Origin of the sequence: Blautia sp. BIOML-A1, from assembly GCF_009883055.1 — a bacterium.
Lineage (GTDB): Bacteria > Bacillota > Clostridia > Lachnospirales > Lachnospiraceae > Blautia_A.
In genome coordinates this window covers 342,866-361,351 of the sequence record NZ_WWVR01000001.1, presented here as the reverse complement: position 1 = coordinate 361,351, position 18,486 = coordinate 342,866, and the positions used below count along the sequence as shown (strand labels likewise).

Annotated in this window: 18 protein-coding genes; 2 read left to right on the top strand and 16 right to left on the bottom strand. The window is 45.7% G+C overall.

Going from position 1 to position 18,486, the window contains the following annotated elements; translation table 11 throughout:
- Positions 1-86: 86 nt before the first annotated feature.
- Genes GT674_RS01725 through GT674_RS17315 form a run of 3 tightly spaced genes read right to left on the bottom strand, consistent with a single transcriptional unit; the run spans position 87 to position 5,674 of the window.
- Entirely contained in the window at positions 87-869 is a 783-nt protein-coding gene (locus GT674_RS01725; RefSeq protein WP_161284067.1) for a tetratricopeptide repeat protein, read from the bottom strand.
- Positions 870-881: 12 nt separating this feature from the next.
- Positions 882-2,132, bottom strand: a complete 1,251-nt coding sequence (locus GT674_RS01720) for a DUF5716 family protein (RefSeq protein WP_161284066.1) — start codon at positions 2,130-2,132, stop codon at positions 882-884.
- Positions 2,129-5,674 (bottom strand): DUF5717 family protein, encoded by a 3,546-nt coding sequence (locus tag GT674_RS17315; protein WP_243149018.1) that lies wholly within the window; start codon positions 5,672-5,674, stop codon positions 2,129-2,131. The genes GT674_RS01720 and GT674_RS17315 overlap by 4 nt, the downstream gene beginning before the upstream one ends.
- A 165-nt stretch (positions 5,675-5,839) precedes the next feature.
- Here GT674_RS17315 and sigK point away from each other — a divergent pair, with 165 nt between their 5' ends.
- A complete protein-coding gene (gene sigK / locus GT674_RS01710; protein WP_161284065.1) occupies positions 5,840-6,463 on the top strand; it encodes an RNA polymerase sporulation sigma factor SigK in 624 nt (207 codons plus the stop codon).
- A gap of 42 nt (positions 6,464-6,505) precedes the next feature.
- On the opposite strand, the gene GT674_RS01705 is transcribed toward sigK, so the two are convergent.
- The 9 genes from GT674_RS01705 to mtaB form a co-directional block, all read right to left on the bottom strand.
- Positions 6,506-7,732 carry a peptidase U32 family protein gene (locus tag GT674_RS01705; protein WP_161284064.1) on the bottom strand — a complete coding sequence of 409 codons (1,227 nt, stop codon included), beginning with the start codon at positions 7,730-7,732 and terminating at the stop codon, positions 6,506-6,508.
- Positions 7,719-8,378, bottom strand: a complete 660-nt coding sequence (locus GT674_RS01700) for an O-methyltransferase (RefSeq protein ID WP_161284063.1) — start codon at positions 8,376-8,378, stop codon at positions 7,719-7,721. Before GT674_RS01700 ends, GT674_RS01705 begins: the two co-directional genes overlap by 14 nt.
- Positions 8,375-8,776, bottom strand: coding sequence for an endolytic transglycosylase MltG (locus GT674_RS01695; RefSeq protein ID WP_161284062.1), 402 nt, complete (start codon positions 8,774-8,776; stop codon positions 8,375-8,377). The genes GT674_RS01700 and GT674_RS01695 overlap by 4 nt, the downstream gene beginning before the upstream one ends.
- A 15-nt stretch (positions 8,777-8,791) precedes the next feature.
- Positions 8,792-9,130 carry a YlbF family regulator gene (locus GT674_RS01690; RefSeq protein ID WP_161284061.1) on the bottom strand — a complete coding sequence of 113 codons (339 nt, stop codon included), beginning with the start codon at positions 9,128-9,130 and terminating at the stop codon, positions 8,792-8,794.
- Positions 9,131-9,139: 9 nt separating this feature from the next.
- Positions 9,140-10,774: an RNase J family beta-CASP ribonuclease gene (locus GT674_RS01685; protein ID WP_161284114.1), complete on the bottom strand. Its 1,635-nt coding sequence runs from the start codon at positions 10,772-10,774 to the stop codon at positions 9,140-9,142.
- A 493-nt stretch (positions 10,775-11,267) separates the two neighbouring features.
- The gene (locus GT674_RS01680; RefSeq protein ID WP_161284060.1) at positions 11,268-11,525 is read right to left on the bottom strand and encodes a DUF1292 domain-containing protein; all 258 of its coding nucleotides are present in this window, start codon (positions 11,523-11,525) and stop codon (positions 11,268-11,270) included.
- A gap of 10 nt (positions 11,526-11,535) precedes the next feature.
- A complete protein-coding gene (gene ruvX / locus GT674_RS01675) occupies positions 11,536-11,958 on the bottom strand; it encodes a Holliday junction resolvase RuvX (protein ID WP_161284059.1) in 423 nt (140 codons plus the stop codon).
- 2 nt (positions 11,959-11,960) lie between these two features.
- The gene (locus GT674_RS01670; protein WP_161284058.1) at positions 11,961-12,233 is read right to left on the bottom strand and encodes an IreB family regulatory phosphoprotein; all 273 of its coding nucleotides are present in this window, start codon (positions 12,231-12,233) and stop codon (positions 11,961-11,963) included.
- A gap of 36 nt (positions 12,234-12,269) precedes the next feature.
- Positions 12,270-13,601: a tRNA (N(6)-L-threonylcarbamoyladenosine(37)-C(2))-methylthiotransferase MtaB gene (gene mtaB, locus GT674_RS01665; protein ID WP_161284057.1), complete on the bottom strand. Its 1,332-nt coding sequence runs from the start codon at positions 13,599-13,601 to the stop codon at positions 12,270-12,272.
- Positions 13,602-13,749: 148 nt separating this feature from the next.
- Between mtaB and GT674_RS01660 the strand changes: the two genes are divergently transcribed.
- The gene (locus tag GT674_RS01660; RefSeq protein WP_161284056.1) at positions 13,750-13,986 is read left to right on the top strand and encodes an HPr family phosphocarrier protein; all 237 of its coding nucleotides are present in this window, start codon (positions 13,750-13,752) and stop codon (positions 13,984-13,986) included.
- Between the two features lie 106 nt (positions 13,987-14,092).
- On the opposite strand, the gene thiI is transcribed toward GT674_RS01660, so the two are convergent.
- From thiI to prmA, 4 genes are read right to left on the bottom strand one after another with little or no spacing between them, the layout of a single operon-like run.
- A complete protein-coding gene (gene thiI, locus GT674_RS01655; RefSeq protein ID WP_161284055.1) occupies positions 14,093-15,274 on the bottom strand; it encodes a tRNA uracil 4-sulfurtransferase ThiI in 1,182 nt (393 codons plus the stop codon).
- 52 nt (positions 15,275-15,326) lie between these two features.
- Positions 15,327-16,481, bottom strand: a complete 1,155-nt coding sequence (locus tag GT674_RS01650; protein WP_161284054.1) for a cysteine desulfurase family protein — start codon at positions 16,479-16,481, stop codon at positions 15,327-15,329.
- A gap of 20 nt (positions 16,482-16,501) precedes the next feature.
- Positions 16,502-17,245, bottom strand: a complete 744-nt coding sequence (locus GT674_RS01645) for a 16S rRNA (uracil(1498)-N(3))-methyltransferase (RefSeq protein WP_161284053.1) — start codon at positions 17,243-17,245, stop codon at positions 16,502-16,504.
- A 4-nt stretch (positions 17,246-17,249) separates the two neighbouring features.
- A complete protein-coding gene (prmA, locus tag GT674_RS01640; RefSeq protein ID WP_161284052.1) occupies positions 17,250-18,203 on the bottom strand; it encodes a 50S ribosomal protein L11 methyltransferase in 954 nt (317 codons plus the stop codon).
- Between the last annotated feature and the right edge of the window lie 283 nt (positions 18,204-18,486).

Below are 18,486 nucleotides of genomic sequence, written 5' to 3'. Positions count from 1 at the left end.
TTTACCAGATTCTGTACGATTCGTCCAGTCTATTTGGAGAATTTCCCATTTTGATCTGATATTTTTTGACGATTCCGGACTTCTGCTTAAGAACCTGTGCTTCTATGATATTCTCGGGTGAGCTTTTGAAGTATTTCATCCGGATTGTCCAGGTCAGCCGAAACTTCCGGCTTTTTGCCAAATTTTGCCAGCTTCTCCTTGATATCCTGAAGAACCTCTTTTTCTACACCGAGTCTTCTTACCACGCTCTGATACTCTGCGGGGGTTCTGGTAACGCCGACTGCCAGGAGATAAGTCTCCAGTGCCTTCCGGCTTCTGCTGCCCTCATATGCCCTGCGGAAGCACTCGACGGCTTTTTCCATCTGAAACAGATAACTGTAGGCACAGCCCAGGTTATGATAAACGGATTCTGTAAATCCTTCTCTGACTTCCTCTATATTTTCTTCGTCCAGAATCTTCTGATAGACCTGGATTGCCTGCACATACATATCATTCTGTACCAGAGCGTCACCCTTGCATTTCGCTCTGAGAAGTGGGGATTCTTCTGCCAGCTTCTGAATCTGCAGGTTCAGGCTTTTCATTTCTTCGTAGGTGAGATAATTAATTTCCTTGAACACAGGATACAGAAATTCTTCCAAGCTGAAATTCCTTGTAAACAGGGAACGAAGCTTTGCTGCCAGCTTCGGAAGATTCAGTTCTTCCTGAAGCCATCTGCACAGCTGTTCATTCAGAATACTCTCATCGACAAGATAAAGATTATGATAAAAATAATAGCAAAGTTCTTCCAGGGAATAGACATTTGTGCTGATATTCTCGATATAATACGGAATCTTTGCTTTTTGTGTCTGACATAAAATATATCCGCTCATCTTATCCCCTCCTTACCATCTTGTGACTTCTGTCCATACTTTGCCGCTCGCCGGGAACATCTCACCAAAACCGAGATCTGTCACGGTGATCTCGCACTTTTTCTGTGAAATATACTGAAGCTTTACGTGCAGACGGGTGGTTTTGTTCGGACGCTTTGGAAGGCCCGGAAGGCGCATGCCGATTTTTTTCTTATCGCCCTCTCCCATCGGGGAAACGACAAAAATCAATTCATCCGTGCCGTCCAGGATCAGTTCGTACTCAGCCCTGCACTCATACCAGTTTCTTCCTGCTTCGATCAGCGGATAATACGCCTGTGCACCCATAATACGCATATCCATTCCGACATTCTTTGTAACCAGTGCACTTCCCAGATAACGGTAATCTTTCAGTTTGTGCGTGAGAAAACGCTCTGCACCAGCCGCACAGGCACCTTTTGCAAAAAGATTGTTTCCATAAAATACCTTGCGCTTCTGGTAGCAGAGAAGTTTTACAGATTTCTGTGCCCACTCCTGGTCAAATCCCGTTCCGTCAATCTGAATGCTGGAATACAGCTCATTTCCAAGTGTGTTTTTGGCAAAGGTATAAAAGTCGGCATCTCTCTGCTCATCATCTGTATCGTTCAGATCTGTCTCTATCGGATCTTCTAATTTTACCATCACCGGTTTTGCACCAGAACTCATGACCATCTTTCGAAAGGTTACATGATTATTGTCAAAATTGTACCAACCGACACTGCGGTTCCAGGTTTCAGCCTTTTGCCCCATGATATAATAATAGAAGCTTTCCTCATGATCCATGATGATAAAGCTGTTCTCTGGAATCTCCAGAAGCTTTCCTGCTTTCTGGAGGTTTTCGACCTGGATGTCATCCAGTGACTCCATTGCCACGGTCAGACAACGGATATTTCTGTTCACCTCTGCAACACCAGTGAGTTTAAGCATTCCTTCCAGAAAATATGCAAGGATCTCCCATGGCTGCTTTTCCTCTCCTGCCACCTGCACAGTATTCCGGCTTTGAGATATTCCACAGAGGTCTTCGATGAGAAAACCTCCTTTTTCTCTTGCAAAATATTCCGCTTCAATACCGATGCAATAATCCTTCTGTTCCACTCTTCTGCACAGACAGGTCGGCACTTCATACTGACTGCTTCCTACCTTTACCGGAAGCGAACGTGGTTCATCTGCATTTCGGTCATAATAGCAAAGCTGGGAGCTGTCATTTCTCAGGTCGATTCCGATAATTAAATCTCTCGTTTCGTTCATTTTCCGTCTTCCCTATCTATCGTAAACATTTCTTTTACATATTGTTCCTGGCGAAGATAATTCTTAAGCCCGTCCTTTACTTCCTGTTTCTTATCCAGCCTTCTGTCAGAAAGCATCTGATTGAGAAGCTGATACTTACTTCCTGCACTTCCCTCGATTTTCTTCATGTTAAGCACCCTCTCTGCAGTCGTTCTGGTGCTTTTTTCTCTGTCGATCTGGAAATAATAATGAAGATTCTCTCCATAAAACAAGGTAAAGGTCCTTCCGAAAATCCCCTCATAAATTTCTCTTAGAGGTTCACACTTATATTCCAGTTCTGTGCCAAGTCCCGTGTCCAGTGCATAAAACAGTGTCACTCTGGCTCCCGGATGTGCATGGCATTCCACAAAGGTCTTGTCATCCAGCTGATATGGACTCAGAAGCTCCGGAGAAAGTCTTCGGAAAAATCCGAATGTCAGGTTCTCCCTTGCACACTCTTCCAGAATGCTTTTCTCCATTCCCACATATTCCGGTTTCGGATCCTTTTCTTTGGAGATTTCCTGGAAAAGAGCCAGCCTGCACACCAGATTCAATGGCCAGTGGTTGGTGTAAGCGTATTCCAGTCTGCTTCTCACAAACGGACTCATGGTATATTCTTTGACAAAAACCCCATAAGAAATCTGGGTCAGATAGGCACCGATCAGCCGTTCCTTACCCGACTGGCTTACATAGGATTCCAGTACAGCCTCACCTTCCTTGCGGTAGTCAGAAGTGAAGATCAGAAGCTCCAGAATTCTTTCTTCCAGATCATAGGTATCCATTTCAAAGCCCCGGGCATTTTTCCAGATGGAGAGCAGCTCCCCGATCGGTCCAAAGCGGTACAGCATCAAATAGTGCAGGATAACTTCGTCATATTTTCCCTCTCTGTAAACTTCTGATGCCAGTGCCAGAAGCTCATCATCCTCCGCCATATCACTTTTGAGGATCATTCTGCTGGTAAGCTTGAGAAGGCTGCTGATCTCAACACCCTCGTAACCATACTCTTCTACAAGGCTCATTGCCTGGCGGAACATTCTTCTGGAGATCAGCACTTCAAGGAGAACCTTGCGGTCTGCTTCCATATATTTCCGATAATCCAGTTTATACAGATAACGGTCCAGATCTTCTCCATCTGCATGTGCCGCATAATAATCCAGAATCTGCTTTCTCAGAAAGCTCCTGTATTCCTCTGTACATCTCTCGGACTCTGCCAGCTGCTGGAAATACTCCAGGTTTTTCCCATTCAGTTCATGGCCTTCACAGTAATGCAGAAGAACACCGGCGTCTTCTATGCCGCATTTGAGGATTCCTTCCAGTGCATTACATTCATCCATCAGTTTCTTGATATTATAATGTACAGTGGATGCGTAACAGCGCTGCTTTTCATCACGGAACAGAAGCACCGCATCATCCGTATAAATTCTCGGATAGGCAACGCCTCTCACGCATGGATAGATTTCCTGTGCTGCGAACTGTCTGTGGCAGACGATCACCTCGCGGATCTTTGGATCATCACAGTAAAGTCGGCTGGTAAACAGTTTCTCTACAATCCGGTCTGCTGCCTCTCTTCCCACCGGCTCCAGAAGGAATTCCTGATAAAGCATTGCATAGTTCTCATCGATCTGTCCCTCTTCTGCCTTGCGTTTTGCAAAACGCTTCATGGTATCCTTATAGCTGTCGTAGGTCTGCGGATCTCTGTCCTTATACGTGACCACGCTGGCATAGACATAAGCCTTCCTTGCATCTCCCAGAGAATTGTCGTTATAGGCAAAATACATGAGAAGCGGCTTCGGAAGCTGTCTTCGATAGGAAATATCCATTGTTTCCATATAATATTCGTACAGTCTTGTGATCCTCAGACCGCGCTGCACAGCAAGAGAAAACCAGCGGAAATAAACCGATTTGCGCGGATCTCCCTTCATGACATATTTGCAGATGGCCTCCAGCACATCATCGGATGGAAATTTATCATAGCCTGCGGCAAGTGCCTTATACAGACAGCCATAGAATTTCTTTTCGTAGCCTGACAGATACGCCAGCCGCATCACCAATTCTTCGGTCAGAAATCCCCTCCTGCCCGCATAATGGAATACCTGCATCCAGAACGGGGAAAGTCTGTGCAGATTGGAGATATCTCTGCTGATCCAGTTCCAGGCCTCCAGATAAAGAAGCGGACTGGTACAGCCCTTCTCATACAGTTCTTCCATCATAAAGAGTGCCATGGACGGAGAATTCTGATAGGTCGGATCCATCTGAAGCAGGATCCACAGCAGCTGGAAGCTGTCAGATCTCTGTCGGAAAAAATTCTGGACCTTCTGAAGAGCCTGTCCCTTGTCTCTGTAAAGTCCCACCATTGTGCACAGATAAAGGTAGGTGCCGGCTTCTTCCAGTTCATCGCGTGTAAACTCCTTGCTCTGGCAGGACTTGAGAATTTCCTTGGCAAGACTCTGATTGTCCTCCAGATAAGCAAGATACGCTTCAAACAAATGGTATTCCGGATATTCGTTTCCGGACTGACGAAGCTTCTCCAGTGCCTTATGTGCTTTGTCTGCCCAGGTTCTGAAGTCTGTTTTTTCCTCACGATAATCTATGTAATCACGGACCAGTGCTGCCCTGCGGCGCTTCTCTTCGATATTCAGGTCAACACGGATACGTGCGCCTCTGGAAGCGGTCACATGATAGACCAGCTCCTGATACGGACTTCTGACGATGATCTCACCAATCTGGTTGCCTTTTTGGATTTTGTCTGTATGTACTATGTAATTAATACGACAGCTGCTTCCGATAAATTCTTCCTGTGTGATCACATGGCGTTCCGGTTCCAGGAATTCTGCCGTAGACTCGATCTCCAGTCTGAGATATCCCCATCCGTTCTTGTGTATGTCAAAAGATTCCTGAATGGATTCCCTGAGTCCAAAAAATTCCGCTGAGGTTGTCTTAAGAGAAACGGAAACAGGTTCCTTTTCTCCGAGGCCGATCAGAAATTCTTCCAGGTTCTGGTAATTGGTAGCTGTCGCTGAAAGTCCGACGTACAGAGACTTCTGTTTGTTGTCCGCCTTCTCCATGACAGCTGCAAAGGATGGCTTTTTGAACAGTCGATAAGCTGTCTTAAAGTCTTCTTCGGCAATTTTTTTGAAGGTTTCTATGTCTTTGATCTCTTTGAGAAAATCCTGTTCTTCATTCTGCTTCGCCTCGATCGAGAACGGGATCTTGTATTCTCCTACATTTGAGGTGACACACAGCCATCCTGTGCATACCTCTCCCGGCTGCATTCCTGTTCCATCGGCTCCGTACGGAACACATACCATTGTTCCCGAAAAACGGCTGCTTCCCGGCACAAATCTGCGGTCCGAAGAAGTTATGTATCCCTTGATATTATCATTGTCTTCTGTTCCGAGATACAGTTCTCCCCGCATCGTCTTTCCTGCTTCCAGAGTGATGGACAGCTTATCCTTTGAAAAAAGCAGCTGTGGCTGGTCGTATTTGAATTTTCCGCTGAGTAATTGTTCAATCTGTTTTTTCAATATAGTTCACCTGATTTATCCCTAAAATTGTATTTTTGGCTCACATATTCAATATTATACACTACATCAGATTTTTACGCAAGAAAAGAGCTTTTTTATTTGGAAAAGCACGAAGAGCCTGTCTCAGACATAAGCTATAAGGAACGCCCCTTTCGAGGTGGATATTTGAAAACCTTTTCAAAACCCCTGACGTCCGCTCAGGAAAAAATATATCTTCGCCGTTATCAGGAGGGGAATCCGGAAGCAAAACGTATTCTGATCGAACGAAACCTCCGCCTGGTCGCCCATGTTGCAAAGAAATATCAGAATTCCGGAGAAGATCTGGAGGATCTGATCTCCGTCGGGACTATCGGTCTTATCAAAGCCATCAACACCTTTGACCACACACGCTGTGCAAGGCTTTCTACCTATGCTGCACGCTGTATCGACAACGAACTTCTGATGATGTTCCGGGCAAAAAAGAAATATTCCAGGGAGATTTCCCTGTACGAACCAATCGGAACGGACAAAGAAGGAAACGAGATCAGCCTTTTGGATATTGTCGAAAGTCCTCCTGTAGATATCGTGGAACAGTATTCTGTGCGGGAAGACATCCGCTTTCTGCTCTGTTCCCTGAAAGATACCCTTTCCCAGAAGGAATATCAGGTCATCTGTCTTCGCTATGGTCTTTTCGGGATTGAACAGCAGACGCAAAAAGAAGTTGCAGCACAGCTTCATATCAGCCGGTCTTATGTTTCCCGGATTGAAAAAAACGCCCTCCAAAAACTCCGGGAGCTGTTTGAACAGTAAAAAAGACAGGACACTGACCATTTGTCAATGTCCTGCCTCCTTTTATTCTTCTGATCTTCTCAAAAGATCATATTGTTCAATCTCTGTGCCGAGATCAACCGCAAGTTTCTGCTGTGGATGCGGTGCACTCTCAACTGAATTTCCATCTTCATCATAGATTGCCTTTACAACGGCTTCGATATTTCTGCCATCCGGCTTCATGATCTCAACAGTCTCACCTACAGTAAATTTATTTCTCTGGGTGATGTGAGCAAATCCATTCTCATCAACTTTCTCTGCATATCCCAGATAAGTATATTCCTTAACATAGGTATTATTATCATAGATCTGCGTGTTCTCGTCCGGTTTGCCATAGAAGAAACCTGTCGTAAACTGGCGATAGGTGCAGTTGGAAATCTGTTCCTGATACCAGGACATGTTTGCCCTGTACTTCTCCGGTGATTCCAGATAGTCATCGATCGCCTTGCGGTAGGTTCTTGCAACCGTTGCCACATAGAGAGCAGTTTTCATACGGCCCTCGATCTTGAGGCTGTCAATCCCGCAGTTAAGGACATCGTCCATATGCTCAACCATGCACAGATCCTTGGAGTTAAAGATATAAGTTCCTCTCTCATTCTCAAAAACCGGCATATATTCGCCCGGACGCTTCTCCTCGACGATGGAATACTTCCAGCGGCACGGATGTGTACAGGCTCCCTGATTTGCATCTCTTCCTACCAGATAATTGCTGAGCAGGCAGCGGCCGGAATAAGAAATACACATCGCACCATGTACAAATGTTTCAATCTCCATATCCTCCGGAATGTTGGCACGGATCTCCCGGATTTCCTTAAGAGAAAGCTCACGCGCAGTTACGACGCGCTTCGCTCCCAGTCGATACCAGAATTTATAGGTTTCATAGTTTGTATTATTTGCCTGTGTACTGATATGACACTCAATCTCAGGACAGATTTCCTGTGCATAGGTAAAAATTCCCGGATCTGCGATGATCAGTGCATCCGGCTTTAATTCCCTGAGTTCCTGAAGATATTCTCTGACACCCGGAAGATCTCCGTTGTGTGCAAGAATATTCACTGTGACATACACTTTCACCCCATGCTCGTGAGCAAAAGCGATTCCCTCTGCCATATCTTCGTGGGAAAAATTCTTAGCCTTGGCACGAAGTCCGAAGGCTTCCCCGCCGATATATACTGCATCCGCGCCAAAAACAACCGCGATCTTGAGGACTTCCAGGCTGCTGGCCGGCACTAATAATTCAATTTTTCTCATAATTTCCTCTTTTTACACTAAGTGAAATTCCGTCTCCCAGCGGCACAATGCTGGTAAGAAGCTGTGGATGATGTTTCAATTCATAGAGGTATTCCCGCATCCTTTTGTAGATCGTGCGATTTCTGCGTTCTACAAGATAGTGTGATTCGATCAGTTCTCCTTCCTGAAGCACATTATCTGACAGAAGAATTCCTCCCGGTGCAAGCAGACGTACCACCTCGGGAAGCCAGTGAATATACTGCCCCTTGGCCGCATCCATAAAGATCATATCATATCTTCCGGAGAGTGTCGGAAGAATCTCTCCCGCGTCTCCTGTAAGAAAGGTGATCCTGTCTTCCTTTCCTGCCCTGCGAAAGTTCTCTCTGGCGATTGGGATTCTCTTTTCATAATTCTCAATCGTTGTGATGTGCATATCCGGCTGTCCGTATTCGCACATAAGAAGCGTGGAGAAGCCCACAGCTGTCCCCACCTCCAGAACCTGAAGCGGCCTTTTGACTGCCAGAAGTACTTTCATAAAGCTCTGCATTTCCCTGCGTATGATTGGAACTTCATTCTCCAGTGCATGCCTCTCCAGTTCTTCAAGAAAAGGCGTGTTGCCTGTATCCAGAGAATTGATGTATGTTCGCATTCTCTCTTCTACGATCACGAAGCGGCTCCTTCCTGCTCTGCATCTCCTGCAAGGATACCCATGATTCGGTTCGGTGTATACGCGGTACTTAAGAGATAGGTTCCCGGTCTCATTTTGCCGCTGTAGTTGGATAATTTTTCCTGAACTACGAATACCAGTGCATCATCGATGAGGCCTTTGCTCTTGAGCGTTCTGGCAATGTCATAACTGGTCGCATCCTCCTTGATGACAACCGTCACTTCCTGTCCCTCTCCCGGACTCATCGCATGCTGATTAAAAATGTCATAACCGAACTGATATGTGACCTTACCGATCCAGATGATCAGAACTGCCACGCAGACATACAGTGCGATCTTAAAAAATCCTCCTGCCACTGCTACGCCGGCCGCCCCCATCCGGTCCCTCGTGTCTCCCATATAGGTTCTCCTTTCTTAGATCCGGGGAATATTCATCTCCACACCATCTGTCAGTGTTCTGCATATTTTCTGCATCATCCTGCACAGGGCAAGCTCTGCGTCCAGATAGGCCTTCACCTCCGGAAAGCTGCGGAGTTCTTCAGATTCTCTGGACAACTGTTCTGCTTTTGCCAGAACGTCTTTCTGCCCTTCTTCATTCTGAAGTCTGAAGTTCTCAGCGCGAAAACGCTGCACCCTCTCTGCCAGCTCCGGATTTTTGTTCAGAACTTCTTCCTGTTTCTTAAAATCTTTATAGATCTGGCACTTCTGGATTGAATTCAGAAGTGCATGAATATTCCTGTTTACTGTTTCCATTTGTATGTTTTATGCCTCCATGATGATCGGAAGAATCATCGGGCTTCTCTTGGTACGTTTCCAGAGGAACTCGCTGAGTGCATCCTTAACTACGTTTTTGATCTTTCCCCAGTCTGTGATATTTCTGTCCAGACAGGAATCAAGTGCGGATTCTACAACTTCTTTAGCGTGCTCCATAAGATCCTCGGATTCTCTTACATAGACAAATCCCCGGGATACGATATCCGGTCCTGCAAGAACCACATTGCTGTGGCGTTCCAGTGTCATGACGACGATCATGATTCCATCCTCTGCCAGATGCTGGCGGTCACGGAGTACGATATTTCCAACATCACCGACTCCCAGTCCATCTACAAGGATTGCTCCTGTCTGTACGGAACCTGTCACTTCCGCGCTGTACTCATCCACTTCCAGAACGTTTCCGGATGCCAGGATAAAGATATTCTCCTTCGGGATTCCAAGATCCTCCGCAACGTGCTTCTGGGCTGTCAGATGACGGTACTCGCCATGTACCGGGATTGCATATCTCGGTTTGACAAGTGAATAAATAAGCTTGATTTCTTCCTGGCAGGCATGTCCTGATACATGGACATCCTGGAAGATAACCTTCGCACCTTTCATGGAAAGTTCATTGATAACCTTGGATACAGCCTTCTCATTTCCCGGAATCGGGTTGGAGCTGAAAATAATCGTATCGTTTGGTTTGATCGTGATCTTCTTGTGGATGTTGGCTGCCATACGGGAAAGAGCCGCCATGGACTCACCCTGGCTTCCTGTTGTGATCAGAACCACCTTATCATCCGGATAATTCTTGACCTGATCGATCTCGATCAGAGTGTTTTCCGGAATACGCAGATACCCCAGTTCAGACGCTACGGAAATAATATTGACCATACTGCGTCCCTCCACTGCTACCTTTCTTCCGAAACGATATGCAGTATTGATGATCTGCTGTACACGGTCTACATTGGATGCAAAGGTCGCAATAATGATCCTCGTTGTCCTGTGCTCGTTAAACAGACTGTCAAACACCTTTCCGACTGTTCGTTCGGACATGGTAAATCCCGGACGTTCTGCGTTGGTACTGTCGCACATCAAGGCAAGGACACCCTTCTTTCCAATCTCGGCAAAACGCTGCAGATCGATCGCGTCTCCGAATACCGGTGTATAATCCACCTTAAAGTCACCTGTGTGTACTACGATTCCCGCCGGAGAATAGATTGCCAGGGCAGACGCATCCTGGATACTGTGGTTTGTCTTGATAAATTCGACTGCAAAATCGCCAAGGTTGATCACCTGGCCATGCTTTACTTCTTTTAACTTGGTGGAACGCACCAGGTTATGCTCTTTAAGCTTGTTTGTGATAAGTCCCAGTGTCAGCTTTGTAGAATAGATCGGCACGTTGACTTCCTTCAATACATAAGGAAGAGCACCGATGTGATCCTCATGTCCGTGCGTGATTACAAAGCCTTTGACCTTGGAAATATTTTCTTTGAGGTAAGTCACATCCGGAATGACAAGGTCGATTCCCAGCATGTCATCCTCTGGGAAAGAAAGTCCACAGTCCACAACAACAATGCTGTCGCCGTATTCAAAGGCTGTGATGTTCATTCCGATCTGTTCCAGTCCGCCCAGCGGAATGATCTTGAGTCTGGCTGCACCTTTACGTCCACGTTTGCCGGTGCTTCTGCTCTGCGGTTTATTCTGCTGTTTGTTCTGCGGTTTCGCCGGTGCTTTAAGAGCAGCTTTTGCCGGTGTTTTGGATGAGCCGTTCTTGAAATTCGCTCTGCTGTTCCGCTCTGTTCTCTCTGTCTTGTCGTTTCTGTCCGCTTTTTCGCTTCGCTCAGTGTATCTGTTATTCTTCTGTGATTTATTGTAACGATAACTGTTTTTTCTGTTTGACGGTCTCTTGTTATCGTTCGGTCTTTTGTCATAACTGCTGTATCTTCGTTGTGTTTCTTTTGCTTCAGCTGTATTTTCAGTTATATTATGTTCATTCTTCAATCAAGCACCTCCAAATTATTCTGTGCGTTTTGTGCACACTAATCAGGAATACCGGCGGCATTCCTTCCAACTATGCAGACTGTATTTGGTTCTGCGTAACTGCTCACTATCCCGGCAGTTATGATCTGCCTGCTTACATTTCAAGGTCTACGTCATCAAGCATCTGCTCAAAAACCTTGTAAACTGCCTGCAATTCCTCGTCATCCTCTACCATCTCATAGCAGGCCTCCGGCTCTTCACCTTCGGAAACATCCTTGAGGATATATGCAACCGCTTCCTCATCCAGGGAATCCGATACCAGAAGGTAAGATACTCCTCCTATCATAGTCTGCTCTTCAATGTAGAATTCTTCTACTGTTCCGTCCGGAGACTGAAATTTAATTTTTTCCATTTTATCACCCTTATTTTGTCAGAGAATCAAGATATCCCTGTAAAATAAAAACTGCTGCAAGTCCATCCAGATACTGCTTACGGTTCTCTCTGCGCACACCCGCCTCCATAAGGGTGCGGTCTGCCTCAACGGTTGTCAGTCTTTCGTCCCACATAACAACCTCAAGCCCTGTACGCCTCTTCAGCATCTCACCAAACTCCAGCGCTTTCTCTGCACGTTCCCCTACAGTATTGTTCATATTCTTCGGATAACCGACCACGATCCGCTCTACATCATATTCCTTCGTCAGAGCTTCTATACTCGCAAGGGTCTGTCGCAGCTTGTTTTCCTGTTTTCTCCAGATCGTATCCAGTCTTTGGGCAGTCAGTCCCAAAGGGTCACTGACTGCCACGCCAACTGTCTTAGATCCATAATCAAGTCCAAGAATCCTCATGATCAACGTTCCCAGGATTTGTTCTTAATATACTCGTTTAACAGTTCCTCTACCAGTTCATCTCTCTCAACTTTCATGATCATGCTTCTGGCACCCTTATGGCTGGTGATGTAAGTTGGATCTCCGGACATAATATAACCTACGATCTGATTGACCGGATTATATCCTTTCTCGTCCATTGCGGTGTACACCAGGTCCAGGACTTCCTTTACTTCCAGTTCCTGTTCTGGTTTTGTTCTGAAATATTGTGTATTTCCTAAATTGTTTTCTGTCATTTTCTCTCACGTCCTTAATAAGATTTCTTCTTTATTCTAATATAATTCTTCACAAATTGCAAGAAGCACATGTTCATCTGCAAAATCAACCGCTTTTGCTCTGACAAGATCATTGACTTTGTGGTCTTTCGTCTTCTCGATCACAGCACGTACATACTCTTTGCTGTGTGCCATGAAATATGTCTTTCCGTTAATTTCTACTTCTTCCTCAAGAAGCAGCTCCAGCGTCTTTCCAATCATGGATGTCTCATATTCTTTTGCACGAATTTCATGAAGAGCGATCATCTTTTCACTCCGGATGGATTTGACAGCCTCGGTAAGCTGTCCCTCCATAACCGCCGCCTTTGTCCCCTGTCTTCTGGAATATTTAAAAATATGTGTCTCATAGAAGTGGATATTTTTTACAAATTCATAAGACTCCTCAAAATCTTCTTCTGTCTCCATCGGGAACCCTACGATCACATCCGTTGTCAGGGCAGGGGAAGGATAAAACTTACGGATAAGCTCACATTTCTCTGCATATTCTGCCGCACTGTATCTGCGGTTCATATTTCTGAGTGTCTTATCGCATCCACTCTGCAGGGAAAGATGGAAATGCGGGCAGACCTTCGGAAGTGATGAGATTCCTTCCATAAATTCCTCTGTAATAATACGCGGCTCTAAAGAACCCAGACGGATTCTCTGGATACCCTCCACCTCATGCACGGCCTGGATCAGTGACAGAAGACTCTCCCTTTCTTCCTCTTTAAAATCCACACCATAGGAGCTTAAATGAATTCCGGTCAGAACCACTTCCTTATAGCCTCTTGCTGCAAGTGCCCGTACCTCGTCCAGCACTTCAGCAATCTTTCTGCTGCGAACACGGCCTCTCGCATAAGGGATGATGCAATACGTACAGAACTGGTTGCATCCGTCCTGCACCTTGATATAGGCCCGTACATGTTCTGCCGTATAGCCTATGGAAAGATCCTCGTATTCTTTTGTCTTGTTGATCTCGATCACTTTTACTTTCTTGGTGTGTTCTTTTTCATATTCTTCCAGTGCTTCTACGATCTGCTTTTTCTGATTGTTTCCAAGGATCAGATCCACCGCACTGTCCTCTTCCAGCTTCTGTGTATCTGTCTGGACATAACATCCTGTCGCCACAACAATGGCGTTCGGATTCATTTTCTTTGCCTTATGGAGCATCTGTCTGGATTTACGGTCTGCGATATTGGTGACTGTACAGGTATTGATCAGATAAATATCCGCCCCTTCTTCAAAAGGAACGATCTCATATCCTGCTTTCTCCAGAAGCTGCTGCATGGCCTCTACTTCATATGCATTTACTTTGCAGCCCAGATTGTGAAGGGCAACTTTTTTACTCATATTTTACCTCGATCATTCTTTTAGTTGTTTTAATTTTTTCAGACTTTGCCAGAGTTTTTAACCGAAATTTCATTATATTTCCCTTGACTTTTTCAGGGGGTACAGGTAAGATTACTGTTGAAAGAACATAAAAGGAGGATTAATCATCATGAAAACATTAAAGATTTCCCTGAATTCCATCGATAAAGTGAAGGCATTTGTGAACGAAATCAGTAAATTCGACTGCGATTTTGATCTGGTATCCGGAAGATATGTAATCGATGCCAAATCTATCATGGGTATTTTCAGCCTTGATCTTTCCAAACCGATCAACCTGAACATTCACGCAGAAGGAAGTACTCTTGATTCTATCCTGGCTGTTGTTACGCCATATGTCATTGAGTGATTCTGCATCGTTCCGGTTTCTGACCGGACACATCAGACAGTTTTAAAACAGCTTCATTGTGCAACCACATATGAAGCTGTTTTTTTGTACCTTTTTTCAGGATCTGTTACTGAATTTCAATGATTTCTGTTGTAGCCAGTGCTTCTTCCATCAGCTGATCGATCTTCTCGCTCAGTTTCTCCTCAGATCTGCGGATCACCTTGAGGTTCGGCTTTGTTACAGGATGTTTTGCAACAAAGATCGTACAGCAGTCTTCGAACGGCTGGATGGATGTCTCAAATGTATTGATCTTTCTAGAAATCTGAACAATTTCTTCTTTATCAAAGCCGATCACCGGACGATATACCGGAAGTTCACACGCCTCGTCTGTCGCAGCAAGACTCTGCAGGGTCTGGCTTGCCACCTGACCAATACTCTCACCAGTGATAAGTCCAAGACATTTATCCTTGCGGGCAAAATGCTCTGCAATACGCATCATATAACGACGCATGATGATCGTCAGTTCCTCATGCGGGCACTGATCGTAAATATAAAGCTGAATATCGGTAAAGTTGACTACATGAAGACGGATCGGTCCGCTGTAGCGGGCTACCAGCTTCGCAAGATCTACAACCTTCTGTTTCGCACGCTCACTGGTGTACGGCGGAGCATGGAAATAAACTGCCTCTATCTTGACACCACGCTTTGCGATCATATATCCTGCAACAGGGCTGTCAATACCACCGGAAAGAAGAAGCATGGCCTTTCCGTTTGTTCCGATCGGCATTCCTCCCGGACCCGGAATAGTTTCGGAATATACATAAATCTTGTCTCGAATCTCTACGGATAAGGTCATCTCCGGATGATGCACATCTACAGAAGCCTGCGGGAACGCATCCAGGATTTTCTCTCCGATCCCTGCGCTGACTTCCATGGAAGTGATCGGATAGGATTTCTTTGCTCTTCTTGTATACACCTTAAAGCTTCCTGCATATCCAGGATATCTTGCTTCCATATAAGCTACGACATCCTGTGCCATCTGTTCAAATCCCTGATCCTCATAGATCACAACCGGGCTGATGCCCACAATGCCGAACACTCGCTGCAGTGCCTCCACCGCTTCATCAAAATCATATTTCTCCGGGCAGAACACATATACACGGCCCTGCTCCTTTGTTACTGTAAATTCGCCCTCTACCGGCTCCAGAGCCAGTTTCATCTGTTTTACAAGGGCATCTTCAAAAAGATATCTGTTTTTTCCCTTGATAGCGATCTCTGCATATTTGATCAAAAATGCATGAAATATCATACTGGTATTTCTCCTCCTGTTTTTTTATCAGGTTTCTCACCTGAATTATATATTATTTTCTTGAATATCGTCTGAGCATCGGAACCAGTGTTTTCATGGTTTCCAGGAACTGATCCGCTTCTTCGATCGTGTTTTCCTCACAGAAGCTTAAACGGACAGTACTCTCGATCTGATCCTTGGACATTCCCATTGCACTTAAGGTTGCACTTGGCTTTCTCTTGTGACTGGAGCATGCGCTTCCTGCCGAAATATAGATTTCTTTGTCCTCCAGTGAGTGAAGCAGAACCTCACTTCGAACTCCCATGACACTGATGCTTAAGATCTGCGGTGCCCCCTCGCGAAGAGGCATTCCATTGATACGGATATCCTCGATCTGAGAAAGTCCCTCTGCGATATGCTCCTTGAGCTGATACATATGCTCTACATTCTCATCCAGATTCTTATAAATCTGACCTGCTGCCACGCCAAGGCCGGCGATTCCCGGTACATTATCCGTTCCGGAACGCATACCACTCTGCTGACCGCCGCCCAGAATCTGAGGGATGATCCTTACTTTCTCATTGATGTACAAAAATCCGACACCCTTTGGTCCGTGGATCTTATGTCCGCTGACTGCAAGAAGATCGATTCCCATCTTTTTAGGGTAGATGCGGTATTTGCCAAAGCCCTGGATCGCATCTACATGATAGAGTGCCTTCGGGCTTTTGGCGTGGACCATCTTTGCGATTTCTTCCACCGGCATCACTGTACCAACTTCGTTATTTACAAGCATGGTAGATACCATGATCGTATCCGGTCTTAAGACAGCCTCCAGCGCATCCATCTTTACTCTTCCCTGCTCATCCACAGGAAGATAGGTGATCTCAAAGCCCTGTTCCTGAAGATACAGTGCCGGCTGACTGACTGCCGCATGCTCTACCGATGTAATGATGATGTGGTTTCCGTTTCTCTTATTTGCCATTGCACCACCGATGAGTGCAAGGTTATCCGATTCTGTGCCGCCTGAGGTAAACAGGATTTCTTTTTCCTGCACCTTCAGAATACCGGCAATCGTCTTTGCTGATTCTTTTACATATTTTTCCGCATCCACACCCTTAAGATGCATGGCAGACGGATTTCCGAAATCCTCTGTCATGGTCTTAACTACGATATCCTTTACGGAATCATAGCATCTGGTCGTAGCAGAATTATCAAAATAAATTTCCATAATATCCTCTTTTATTTCGCTTAGTTTTCAAGCTGGAACATCAGGACAGACAAAATCGCAAGTCCTGCTGTCTCTGTGCGGAGAATTCGCCTTCCCAGAGTGATCGGCTTCGCTCCGCCTTCAATTGCTGCTTCTATTTCTTTTTCTTCAAATCCACCTTCCGGTCCGATAAAAATCCCGACAGACTGTCCCGGCTCTATCCCCGCCAGAATTTCTTTGGTTTCCTGCATTCCCCTGGCAAGTTCATAGGGAACCAGACGAACATCCATGGATTCCGCGTATTTCAGAGCCTCTCTGAAGGTGAGCACTTCATGTACGTTCGGGATCAGCATACGCTTGGACTGCTTTGCCGCGCTCTCTGCGATCTGCTGCCAGCGGGCTGTCTTTTTGGCTGATTTCTTGCCATCCAGCTTTACCACACATCGTTTTGTCTCCACTGGAATGATTTCGTACGCACCGAGTTCAACCGCCTTCTGTATGATGAGTTCCATCTTATCTGCCTTCGGCAGGCCCTGAAACAGGTAAATCCGGCATGGGAGCTCATACTCCGGCTCCTGCGAATAAACGATATGCAAAAGCACCTCATCCGGCTCAAAGCTCTCGATCGTACAGCGGTATTCATATTTACTTCCGTCACTGATCCACAGTTCCTCTCCCGTCTTCATGCGGAGAACGTTGGAGATATGATTTACATCACTTCCTGTGATATGGATCTGATGGGCTTCTTCATCGATCTGATGCGGCTCTACAAAAAACCTCTGCATGAAATCAGTCCTTTCTTGCTGTTACGCAGACCCACTCACCCTGCTTTGTAACTTCCACCAGAGTAAGTCCGGCCTTCTCTACTGCCTCTCTGACAACCTCTTCTTTGACATCCAGGATACCGGAAGTGATATAATATGCACCCTTTTTCATCTGGTGAACGATCACCGGTGTCAGCGGCACAAGCACATCTGCGAGAATGTTGGCAGCTACAATATCGTACCTCTCATATCCGACTTCATTCTGTACTTCTACATCATCAATGATGTTACCGATCATCATATCAAAGGTGTCATCCTCGATCTGGTTCGCTTCTTTATTGTCCTGTACAGCAGAAACAGCACACGGATCCAGGTCTGTTCCCACAACATGACCGGCACCAAGCTTAAGGGCTGTGATTCCAAGAATTCCGCTTCCAGTTCCGACATCAAGGATCTCCGCTCCGTGGGTCACATATTTCTTGAGCTGACGGATCACCAGCTGTGTAGTCTCATGCATACCGGTACCAAAGGCTGTACCCGGATCGATGTGAAGGATCATTTTGTCCTTGTCTTCTTCTGCGACTTCTTCCCAGGACGGAACGATCAGAATATCATCTACATAAAACTGATGGAAAAATTCCTTCCAGTTATTGATCCAGTCCTTGTCCTCTGTCTGTGATTCCTCGATGGTACCCTCTCCGATATCCATAAAAGTACGCAGCTCTTCCAGTGCGTTTCTCACATCGCGAAGAATGCTCTCCTTGTCTGCGTCCTCCTCAAGATAAAAATTCAGATAGGCAATCCCGTCATCCTCCGGTCCATCCGGCATAATGTCAACAAACATCTGTGCCTTGTCTTCCTCTGTCAGCGGCTGGTGATCCTGGATCTCAGCACCCTCCACGCCAATCTCTGCCAGTGTGCAGATGATCATATCTTCTGCCTCTGTTTTTGTCTTAATGGTAAAACGATTCCACTTCATATATCAAATCTCCTGTCTTATTCTATACGACAACTTTACGATATTTACGGATTATCCGACTGTTCCATGGCTTAAACCCTTACTTAACCTGGGAAAAACCATTCGTAACTGTTCAGTACCCTCACAGTTACGAGTCAAAATGCATTCCAAATCACCTTCGGTGATGGCATTTTGCCTTATATGTCTCGGGATTTTGGCAAAAAACATGCCAAAACGCCTCGCGGGATACTACCTTCTGAATAGTTACACCCATTCTAAATCACCATTCAGGTACGAACAGCTC

What these genes read in the sequence shown, in the direction of transcription:
- GT674_RS01690 (WP_161284061.1), bottom strand. Translation starts at nt 9,130, where the DNA reads ATGGAAACAGTAAACAGGAATATTCATGCACTTCTGAATTCAATCCAG.
- GT674_RS01650 (WP_161284054.1), bottom strand. Translation starts at nt 16,481, where the DNA reads ATGGAAATTTATTTTGATAATTCTGCTACGACCAGATGCTATGATTCC.
- GT674_RS01660 (WP_161284056.1), top strand. Translation starts at nt 13,750, where the DNA reads ATGAAAACATTAAAGATTTCCCTGAATTCCATCGATAAAGTGAAGGCA.
- GT674_RS01670 (WP_161284058.1), bottom strand. Translation starts at nt 12,233, where the DNA reads ATGACAGAAAACAATTTAGGAAATACACAATATTTCAGAACAAAACCA.
- GT674_RS01645 (WP_161284053.1), bottom strand. Translation starts at nt 17,245, where the DNA reads ATGCAGAGGTTTTTTGTAGAGCCGCATCAGATCGATGAAGAAGCCCAT.
- GT674_RS01695 (WP_161284062.1), bottom strand. Translation starts at nt 8,776, where the DNA reads ATGGGAGACACGAGGGACCGGATGGGGGCGGCCGGCGTAGCAGTGGCA.
- GT674_RS01705 (WP_161284064.1), bottom strand. Translation starts at nt 7,732, where the DNA reads ATGAGAAAAATTGAATTATTAGTGCCGGCCAGCAGCCTGGAAGTCCTC.
- mtaB (WP_161284057.1), bottom strand. Translation starts at nt 13,601, where the DNA reads ATGAGTAAAAAAGTTGCCCTTCACAATCTGGGCTGCAAAGTAAATGCA.
- prmA (WP_161284052.1), bottom strand. Translation starts at nt 18,203, where the DNA reads ATGAAGTGGAATCGTTTTACCATTAAGACAAAAACAGAGGCAGAAGAT.
- GT674_RS01725 (WP_161284067.1), bottom strand. Translation starts at nt 869, where the DNA reads ATGAGCGGATATATTTTATGTCAGACACAAAAAGCAAAGATTCCGTAT.
- thiI (WP_161284055.1), bottom strand. Translation starts at nt 15,274, where the DNA reads ATGATATTTCATGCATTTTTGATCAAATATGCAGAGATCGCTATCAAG.
- GT674_RS01720 (WP_161284066.1), bottom strand. Translation starts at nt 2,132, where the DNA reads ATGAACGAAACGAGAGATTTAATTATCGGAATCGACCTGAGAAATGAC.
- ruvX (WP_161284059.1), bottom strand. Translation starts at nt 11,958, where the DNA reads ATGAGGATTCTTGGACTTGATTATGGATCTAAGACAGTTGGCGTGGCA.
- GT674_RS01680 (WP_161284060.1), bottom strand. Translation starts at nt 11,525, where the DNA reads ATGGAAAAAATTAAATTTCAGTCTCCGGACGGAACAGTAGAAGAATTC.